Source organism: Streptococcus saliviloxodontae (assembly GCF_016908655.1).
GTDB lineage: Bacteria > Bacillota > Bacilli > Lactobacillales > Streptococcaceae > Streptococcus > Streptococcus saliviloxodontae.
Map to the genome: position 1 here is coordinate 1 of NZ_JAFBEI010000053.1, position 9449 is coordinate 9449.

The following is a 9449-nucleotide window of genomic DNA, read 5'->3' on the forward strand; positions in this document are numbered from 1 at the left end:
AGCTCGTATATTGTTAATTTATCTTCATACGTTAATTTCATCAAAAAACACCCCATTCGTTAGATTTTGTGTCTAACTTTTGGGGTGCAGTTCATTGAAGGGCTTTTTTGATATAAGAACTTCCTCATATTGATGAACTCAAGTTCAATCTGCATCGCCCTGCCTAGCTTGACTAAGATTTTATCACTTAAAATTGCAAGCATCTCGTAAAGAGGTGCTTTTTTCTATATTTAGAGCGCCTCGATAACCTCAAGGTTAATCTTCGTCATTTCTATCCTAGGTCAATAAAATTTTTCCTTATTTTCTTAATATTAATTTTATCAAAAACACTCCAGTCATTAGATTTTTCATCTAGTTTTTGGAGTGCTTTTTATTTTTTTAAAAATGTATCAACCTCTTTTTTTGCTTGTTTTAATAAGTCGTGTTCCTCAGTTAGAGTTAGTAATTGTATTCCTTTATTAATAAGATGAACATTTTGTAGACAGATACCTAGACGAACATTGGCTAGAGCCAATTTGTCATATTGTTTTCCTTTTTTTGCTAAGTTTAGAATCAGTTTCGTTAATTCTTCACATCTTGTTGGATATCCCTCATATAGGAAGATAGTTGAAGCGTTGAATAGTATAGCAATTTGTATATCTTGAATATTTTTGAAGTTTTCATATTTTTCAAGACTAGCTAATATCCTATTTACGATGTTAGGGAGAGTATCTATAGGAAAGTGATGAAGGACAGTATTTAATAATTGCAGATCGGAAAAATACCAAGTATCTTGTTTTTCCAGATATTTCCAAATTAACTTTGTTAGCCTTTTAAAAGAATGTTCACTGTTATGTAAGCCATTTTTCCTGATTTGAATAACAAGTTCTAACCTTTGTTTGGCATGTTCAATGGGAATATCATGGTTTGTCTTAAGATAATTTTGGCAAAGTTCATAAGCATTTTCGAGTTCACTAATATCATTTATTGAATTATGGTTATTCAAGATATTTAATATCTTTTGTCTTTCATTTGGATTATAAAAATCACAGATATACTCGAATTCTTCAAGTCTCATATCTAATTGATTTAGTAAGAAAATCATATTTTCGAATGAAGGAACTCTCAAGTTTGCCTCAATTTTAGCAAGACTAGTACGTGAAAGTTGGCTACCACAAACTTGTGATTGAGTCATTCCTTTAGATTCACGAATTTTTTTATAGATAGTTCCAAAATTCCAACGCACATTAAACCTCCTTTAAAAGTGACAAAAGTTTACAAATTTTCGAACCTTTTTACTTATATGCTATTATTATAGCATACAATTTAACAAGGAGGTAAACGTTATAGATGTTTGTAAAAATAGGTGATCTTTTTTTCTGGATTTGGTTTTAAAAGTGCTATTAAGTGAAAGAGGTGAGTCCGATGTTTTAAGGGATTTAAGTTGTTGAAGTGTTTTTAGTTTTAGATATTGGAGGTATTTTTATGAAAAAAGTTAATATTGTTAATGAAAAAATTACAGCAACATTTGTACTTATTGGTTTATTGGCAACATTGGTATTGTCTAACCTATTTTTAAATACAATGCCACAGGTAAACCTACTTGCCGCTTATCCAAGTATTCCTAGTTGGGTTATCAGTTATGTTTCTGGAATTATAGGGGTTGCTTCTGCAATCGCTACAATAACTACTCTCCTTGCAACAGCAGGTTTGGGAGCTATTGCATCAGTAGCCATTGCTTATATTAGACGTTATGGTGTACGTGCAGGATTGTCACTATAAAAAATATGCTAGATTCATGATTGCTTAGAAGGGAGTTAAGAGATGTTTGCCAGAAAAGTTTTGTTATACAGCTACTATCAGATACAAAATCAACTGAGAGGAATGTCGCTCACGCTTAAAGCTTTCTGGGTGCTGGACTGGTTTGACAGCTTCTTGCAACCACTCTTTTTCGCCCTTATCTTTTTTGTGGTCAATCCCAGCAATCAGCTGATTTTCTTATTTGGTTTTCTACCCTTGCTGTTTAATAGTGTCAATGGTTTGGATGTGACGCAGAGAATCTTGTCGGATAGGGCTAGCAAGAGAAGTTTTCAGCTCGTTGGCTTTTCAGAGAAAGAATACGCTAGGGGAAATGATATTGTCTCTTCTATGCGAGTCTTTCTGTCCAACCTGATTTATTCTTTGACGATTTTACTGATTTCCTATTTTCAATATCCTCAGCTCTTTTTACCGCTTCTTCTTATTGATCTATGCTTGCTGGCGCTTCAGCCGCTTGTGTTTATTTGGAGATACCACTTGTTGGCTATCCCTCGCAATCTTTTAACCCTTCTTTCTAAGTTTCTGACCTTTCAGACTATGACGCTTGTCGTTTTGATTATGAACATCAGACGACTGCTAAATGTTGATTCTAGGTTATTCATTCTTGTTGCGCTGCTGTGCTTACTTGTGCTTGGTCTTGTCTTCTTCTTGAAGCGCCTTATAGTCAAGGCAGAGGTGACAAACGCACCACTTCTAATGGAGTTCAAGATTGCTTTGAATGAGAATGGTTCTGCACCCTTGGCTATACTACTGATTCCCCTAGCTTGTCTCTTCTTAGCTATTTATCTAACAGTCAAAATCAGGACAGAAATTCCCTTGACTGACAATCAAAATCATTTTAATGTCATTGGGCTTGCCTACACCTACCTACCGCTAGCCCTTCTAATGATCATACAGATTGGTCTTATCTACTATTACAGTTACGATTTAGAAGGAGAACGGATGCGAAGAGAAAGGTACATGGGTGACTTTATCCGCTACAAGGTTAGGAACAAGCTCTACCTTGCTTACGTCTTAAGTCTTCCATTCTATGTGATTTATCTGATTAGCTTTCTGATTTTTTGTGCAACGAGTTTGGAGGAGACTTTGGCTTATTTGTTTGTCTATACCTTCGGATTTGCCTTACAGCCACTCTTTTTCTTCTTCACCAGCCTTCTTTTTCCAAAACAAAAGGAGACCCTCTTAGGACTGGATCAGGGGACAAGTAATCTTGCCCAGTATTCAGCGATAATGATATCTTTAAGCACGTCTATGATAAGTGCTTATTACATGGCAAATACCAGATCCTTCTTCTCTCTCAATACGTTTTATATGCTCCTTATTTTTATAGTGCTTGTTCTGGTTTTGAGAGTTCTTATGGAAAGAAGAATCGTGCAGTTGGAGGAATAATATCATGACTATCTTATTAGACTGCCAAAATATCGGCAAAAAATATGACAATTCTGATTTTGAATTGAAAAAGATCAGTTTTCAAGGAGAAGCAGGAGAGATTATCGGTTTGATTGGACAAAATGGAGCAGGCAAGACCACCTTGTTTAACTTGATTTCCAACCTGACTCCTAGAGACAGTGGGGAGATTTTCTATTGCGGTGAGCCAGTAGGGACCTCTTTTTACAGGAATGACATTGGTTATCTATCTGACCAGTTTAGTCTTTACAGTTTTTTGACCATCAAAGAAAATCTTGATTTTGTTATCAAGGTGAGACATCTGGCTATCAGCCGAGAGGAGATTGATGACCTTCTTTCAGACTTTAATCTCTTGGATGCCAAGTACAAGGCTATCAATCAGTTATCCAAAGGGATGAAGCAAAAGTTCAATTTTATCATTAGTATCTTACATCGACCTAGAGTTCTGCTTTTGGATGAGCCTTTCGATGGTTTGGATCCACAGCAGATAAGAGCTATGCAGGAGTGGATTCGTCGCTTGGCGGCAGAAGGCACCTGCATTCTCCTGTCGTCTCACATCTTGGACTTCATCGACCAACTGTGCCATAGAATTCTCTTTATCAAGAAGGGACAGTTGGCTCAGGTCATTTCTCAAGTGGATGGCAAGACGAAGAAGGATTTGGAGCTGCTATTTAATGATGAAGTTTCTAATTAAGCATTTGGAATTATTTATTATACTGTTAACAGTAATGGGAAGTATCTTTTGTTCCTTACTAATTAGCGAACAGATATCAAGTCATGATACAATAGTAACTTTTCACAAAAACTATACGGTGTTAGAAATATTTATTAATAATTTTCTAGCATTATTAATAATAGTTCTGGGTGTGTTGACATTAGGATTATCTTCGCTAGTGGTCATGTTTTTAAACCTAATGAATATAGGAATATATTTCTGGTATACTTTAGAGACTACCTCACTACAACATACTCTTTATTTAACTGTTTTTCATGGAAGTTTTGAATTAGTTGGTCTATTCCTAGGGTATTATGTAAGTTTGTTTCTTGTAAAGAGTTATATAATAAATCGTACTGTCAATATTGGAAAAGCTGCTTATTTAAAAGTCTTAAAACTAGTAATAGTTGCTACGATTTTCTTATTGATTGCTGCATTTATAGAAATTATAATTCTGGGTTAAATAGTTGAGGGATATATGATGAAAAAATGGAATAATTTTTTAAATTTTTGGAAAGCACACCACATTGTACTGCTCATCTTATATTGTTCGTTATATACTTTATTAACTTATATTTTAACAAGTCAAAATGTTGTTAATATAGATGAAACGTTAAAAACTCTACATAATGAAAATGCTGACGCTGCAGAAGTTGCAAAAATAATAGGTACAATAATAGGTTTAATGATAGCATTTATTACTCCTTTTATTACCATAATATTTTTATCCTTAATTTATTGGATTTCTTCTGTGTTTTTATCTATCAAGTTAACATATCAGAAAATATTCAATAGTATTACGGAATGCTATATTGTTGTTTTATTGATGGGATATGTTAACTTAGGTCTACTTATTTTGACAGATAAAACAATTCCAAAATGGATTGATATACTTAATATTCAAAATGATATTCTAAGAATATTTTTAGATAATGTTAGCTTGTTATCCATTTTTATGCTTTATATGGTTGGTTTACAGTTGAAAATCAAAAATAAGAATTGGAAGCAAGTATTACTGACTACATTATTAGTAGATATTTTCTATGTTACATTTAAATTAGTTGGTGCGTAACAAAATAAGTATTTTGATTATTTGAGTATCCGATATTTCTGATAAATATAAGCTCTTATTACGAAACCTTGATAAAAACTCCTCAAGTTCGAGGAGTTTTTATCTTAATGTGCATAATTACATTGTGAATAATTTGTTATCAATGGGACTTATTGTTTGCTTTTTCTGACCATTCAGGACGAATATGTGACTGTTTAGGATATTCTGGGCAAAATTTACGAAAATAGGATATAATGGAAGAGATATGAAAACGTTTTTTGTTTTTATGACTTTAGGATTTTTCCTGTACTTTTAGAAAGGACTTTTGAGATGAAAAGGACAGTTTATTTTTATATTTTGATTGGTTTATCGTTGGTGGCTACTTTAGGTCGTTTCTATCAGGCATTTCTAGCTAAGGTAAAGGATTTGACGAGTCAACTGACAGGTGATGCTTCGGTAGATGCCTTATTAAAAGCGACGAGTAAGGTAGTGACTGCTCAGCATGCTTTTGAGACTGGTTTTTTCTACCGTACTTTAGTGCTTTTGATGCTTGTCAGTCTTGTTGTTAGTTTGATTTATTTGATTCGAAAAGATAGTAAGGCTCTTTTTCTTTACCTCTTCTATCTTGGGCTTACCTTTATTGAAAAAGTGATTAGCGTGATTAACAGTTATTCTTTTTCACGATTATATACAGATGCAGCCGTTCAGGCTTCTGCAAGAATGGGGACGTGGATCAGTGTTGGAGTATCTCTAGTGGTACTTGTGATTTTTCTTTGTGTTCTAGCTTATGCTAATAAAGAACCTAAACCATCAGATGATAGCTTATAAAAGTTAGGATGAGCTATTGGAGTGCAGTTGGTATTGGTGTCATTCTTACAAAAGTGTAAGAACTGCGAGCGGTAGTGAGTGCTATACTGTAATGGAAAGTAAGTGTTAAGGAGATTTTATTGTGGTTAAGAAACATCGGTTTAAAGGTATTGGAAACAAGAAATGGTGGCTTATTGGCGGTATTGGTGCCCTTGTGCTTATTGGAGGTTTAGGGATCTGGAGTGCTGTTGCCTCTAGCAATCCCTCCTCAGGTGAGGAAAAGACCTATGACCTTAGTGAGGTTAAAAATGGGACCGTCGCTTCCTCGACATTATTGACTGGTAATATCAAGGCTAAACAGGAGCAGTATGTTTATTATGAGTCTAGTAAGGGCTCTAATTACAGCTTGTCTGTTAATGTCGGAGATCAAGTGACAGCAGGTCAACAATTGGTTCAGTATGACCAGACAACAGCCCAAGCGACTTATGATGAGGCGGTTCGTAAGGAAAACGCAGCCTTACGTGATTTGAATTACTACAAAACCTATGGGCGTAATGCCTCAACGACAGCTAGCCAAAGTATATCAGACACTACAACAGGAGAGGATGCTACTGATACGAGTCAAGCAGCAACAACGCCTTCAGTTAGTTCGGCACAGACAGAGGCAGATTATCAAAAACAGCTAGCAAGCTACAATGATGCTTATCTATCTGCCCAAAATGAAGTGGCAAAAGCTCAAGAGGCTCTCAATCAAACGGTTATTGTTAGTGATGTTACAGGGACAGTTGTCGAAGCTAATGCAAACGTTGACACCTCTTCACAAACGAGCCAAACCTTGGTTCATATTGTTAGTCAAGGTAGTCTTCAAGTAGAAGGGACCCTAACAGAGTATGACCTTGCTAACGTTAAGGTTGGCCAAGCGGTAACTATCAAATCTAAGGTTTATGCTGATCAAACCTGGTCTGGAACAATCGCATCTATTTCTGACTACCCTAAATCAGATGCCTCTTCAACGACAGCTGGCTCAAATGCGTCAGGTTCAACAGGTTCAAGCTATGATTACAAGGTTGATATCACGAGCGACTTGGGTCAGTTAAAACAAGGTTTCACAGTGTCTGTTGAGGTAGCCAATACCAACACCGCTCTTTTGGTGCCTTTATCAGCCATTACCAAAGAAGGTGACAAATCTTATGTTTGGGTTTATGATGATACCAAAGGGACAGTCAAGAAGACAGAAGTGGGCCTAGGAGCAGCTGATGCTGAAAATCAAGAAATTGCGACTGGATTGACCTTGGGACAATTTGTCTTGGCAAAGGCTGACGATAGCTTGACAGATGGAGCAAGAGTCTCTGTCAATGCTGATACGAAAAAGGCGGAGACCTCATCATCAAGCTCAGCTGCGGAAACAACAGCTTCTAGTGATTCAAGCTCAGAAGGTGAGTAGCTTATGGCAGATAAAAAGATTTTGATGCAACTTGAGGGCATTACCAAGTCTTTTAAAAATGGTGATCAAGAGTTGCAGGTTTTAAAAGGTATTGATCTTGTTGTCGAAGAAGGCGAGTTTCTAGCCATTATGGGGCCATCAGGATCTGGTAAATCAACCTTGATGAATATTATTGGTCTCTTGGACAGACCTACTTCAGGGACGTATATCCTATCAGGTAAGGAAGTAGATGATCTTTCTGAGAATCAATTAGCTCATTTGAGAAATGAGGAGATTGGTTTTGTCTTTCAACAGTTCTTTCTCCTGTCAAAGCTGACAGCCCAACAAAATGTTGAATTGCCGTTGATTTATGCTGGTGTGGGCGTGTCAAAACGTAAACAATTAGCGCAGCAATTTCTTGAAAAAGTAGAATTGACGGAACGTATGAAGCATTTGCCGTCGGAACTGTCAGGTGGTCAAAAACAGCGTGTTGCCATTGCGCGTGCTTTGGTTAATAGTCCTTCTATCATTTTAGCGGATGAACCAACAGGGGCTTTGGATACTAAGACCGGTGAGCAGATTATGGAGCTATTGACCCAGTTAAATCAAGAAGGTAGCACCATCATCATGGTTACTCACGAGCCTGAGATTGCAGATTATGCGAGACGTAAGATCGTTATTCGTGATGGGGAAATCACTTTGGATACAACTGATAGTGTGCGTATAGACTAGGAGGACTTATGGAAAATTGGAAATTTGCTCTGTCGTCTATTATGGGTCACAAGATGCGATCAATTCTAACGATGTTGGGGATTATCATCGGTGTTGCAGCAGTTGTTGTTATTATGGCTTTGGGAAATGGCATGAAAAAAAGTGTAACTGATAGTTTCACAGGTGATAAAAAAGATGTTCAACTTTATTACCAAGCCAAGGATGCTGAAGAAGATCCCTATGCTGGTTTGTTGGTATCACCTGAGTCTGAAAAAGAAGTGAAGCCGATTTGGTTAGATCAAATTGTTAATGAGATTGATGGTATCAGTGGTTATTATGTGACGAATATGAGCACTGCTACGATTGCATACGCTAAAAAAGACATGAGCAATGTGCAAATCACAGGTGTTAGTAGCGACTATTTCAAGTTGAAAAAGACTAAGGTCATAGCTGGTAGAACTTTCCAGAGCTTGGATTATCAAAAATTTTCACGTATCATCATGATTGATACTGTCTTGGCGGATAAACTCTTTACCAATCGTAAAGATGCCCTTAATAAGGTGATTACTGTCGGGGCCAAGGACTATCTAGTGACGGGTGTCTATAAATCAGACGAATCGTCTGTTTCGGCTTACGGCTTGTCAGGCTCAGCGATTATGGCTAACACTCAAGTGGCTTCAGAATTTGGAGTGAATGAAGTGGGGCAAATCTATATGCACCTCGATAATGCTAGTGATAGTAAGCGTCTTGGAACTCTGGCAGCCAAGCGGTTGACAAGTTTATCAGGTGTCACAGATGGCAGCTATACCATGACGGATATGGAAGCCTTGATGAAAGAGATTAATGTCGTTTATGGAACGATGACAGCTGTTATCGGAGCTATTGCAGGTATTTCTCTCTTGGTAGGTGGTATCGGTGTGATGAATATCATGCTAGTCTCTGTTACAGAGCGGACACGTGAAATTGGTTTGCGTAAGGCTTTAGGAGCCACACGTCGCCATATTTTGATGCAATTCTTGATTGAGTCTGTTGTGCTGACTGTTTTAGGAGGTTTGATTGGTCTGATCTTTGCTTATGGTATTACCTTCATTCTCAATTCAGTTGTTAAAGCTAACCTAAATGGTATGTCTGTTGGGGTATCCCTAGATGTTGCTAGTGTAGCGATTGCTTTCTCAGCTTTGATTGGTATTATTTTTGGCTTATTACCAGCTAATAAAGCAAGTAAACTCAATCCTATTGAAGCTCTGCGTTATGAATAGTAAACTAGTGATCCGATGACTGTCACCGTCATCGGATTTTTTTGTTTGACGATTCTCATTTTTTCTTATGAAAATTCAATTCCCGACAATAGTCAGAATTTTCTTATGACTTATAAGAGAATTGTTTTTGAGATTATTAGGATACTATAAAAGCTTTTGTATTGAAATAAAAAAGGGAAATAATGTGGCTCTTTGTCAACTGTAGTGGGTTGACTTATAATCAGCAGCGAGAGAGAATCAGATTGGTTCTCTCTTTTTGCATGTTTAAAGCGATGAGAA

Annotated in this window: 10 protein-coding genes; 9 read left to right on the top strand and 1 reads right to left on the bottom strand. The window is 36.7% G+C overall.

All coding sequences use genetic code 11. From position 1 onward, the window contains the following. Nucleotides 1-370: 370 nt before the first annotated feature. Nucleotides 371-1225, bottom strand: coding sequence for an Rgg family transcriptional regulator (locus tag JOC31_RS09330; protein ID WP_205017891.1), 855 nt, complete (start codon nt 1223-1225; stop codon nt 371-373). Between the two features lie 239 nt (nt 1226-1464). Between JOC31_RS09330 and JOC31_RS09335 the strand changes: the two genes are divergently transcribed. The 9 genes from JOC31_RS09335 to JOC31_RS09375 all read left to right on the top strand — a co-directional run bounded on the left by JOC31_RS09335 (nt 1465) and on the right by JOC31_RS09375 (nt 9170). Beyond that, nucleotides 1465-1761, top strand: coding sequence for a hypothetical protein (locus JOC31_RS09335; protein ID WP_205017892.1), 297 nt, complete (start codon nt 1465-1467; stop codon nt 1759-1761). Nucleotides 1762-1803: 42 nt separating this feature from the next. Further along, a complete protein-coding gene (locus tag JOC31_RS09340; RefSeq protein WP_205017893.1) occupies nt 1804-3186 on the top strand; it encodes a hypothetical protein in 1383 nt (460 codons plus the stop codon). A 4-nt stretch (nt 3187-3190) separates the two neighbouring features. Then, a complete protein-coding gene (locus JOC31_RS09345; protein ID WP_205017894.1) occupies nt 3191-3898 on the top strand; it encodes an ABC transporter ATP-binding protein in 708 nt (235 codons plus the stop codon). Beyond that, nucleotides 3882-4382, top strand: coding sequence for a stage II sporulation protein M (locus JOC31_RS09350; RefSeq protein ID WP_275586120.1), 501 nt, complete (start codon nt 3882-3884; stop codon nt 4380-4382). The genes JOC31_RS09345 and JOC31_RS09350 overlap by 17 nt, the downstream gene beginning before the upstream one ends. Nucleotides 4383-4397: 15 nt before the next feature. Further along, nucleotides 4398-4991, top strand: coding sequence for a hypothetical protein (locus JOC31_RS09355; RefSeq protein ID WP_205017896.1), 594 nt, complete (start codon nt 4398-4400; stop codon nt 4989-4991). A gap of 309 nt (nt 4992-5300) precedes the next feature. Further along, complete coding sequence (locus tag JOC31_RS09360; protein ID WP_205017897.1) at nt 5301-5798, top strand: hypothetical protein; 498 nt, start codon at nt 5301-5303, stop codon at nt 5796-5798. A gap of 121 nt (nt 5799-5919) precedes the next feature. Continuing rightward, complete coding sequence (locus JOC31_RS09365; protein WP_338058845.1) at nt 5920-7221, top strand: efflux RND transporter periplasmic adaptor subunit; 1302 nt, start codon at nt 5920-5922, stop codon at nt 7219-7221. Nucleotides 7222-7224: 3 nt separating this feature from the next. Beyond that, nucleotides 7225-7932 carry an ABC transporter ATP-binding protein gene (locus JOC31_RS09370; RefSeq protein WP_205017898.1) on the top strand — a complete coding sequence of 236 codons (708 nt, stop codon included), beginning with the start codon at nt 7225-7227 and terminating at the stop codon, nt 7930-7932. Between the two features lie 8 nt (nt 7933-7940). Beyond that, nucleotides 7941-9170 (top strand): ABC transporter permease, encoded by a 1230-nt coding sequence (locus tag JOC31_RS09375; RefSeq protein ID WP_205017899.1) that lies wholly within the window; start codon nt 7941-7943, stop codon nt 9168-9170. Nucleotides 9171-9449 lie beyond the last annotated feature (279 nt).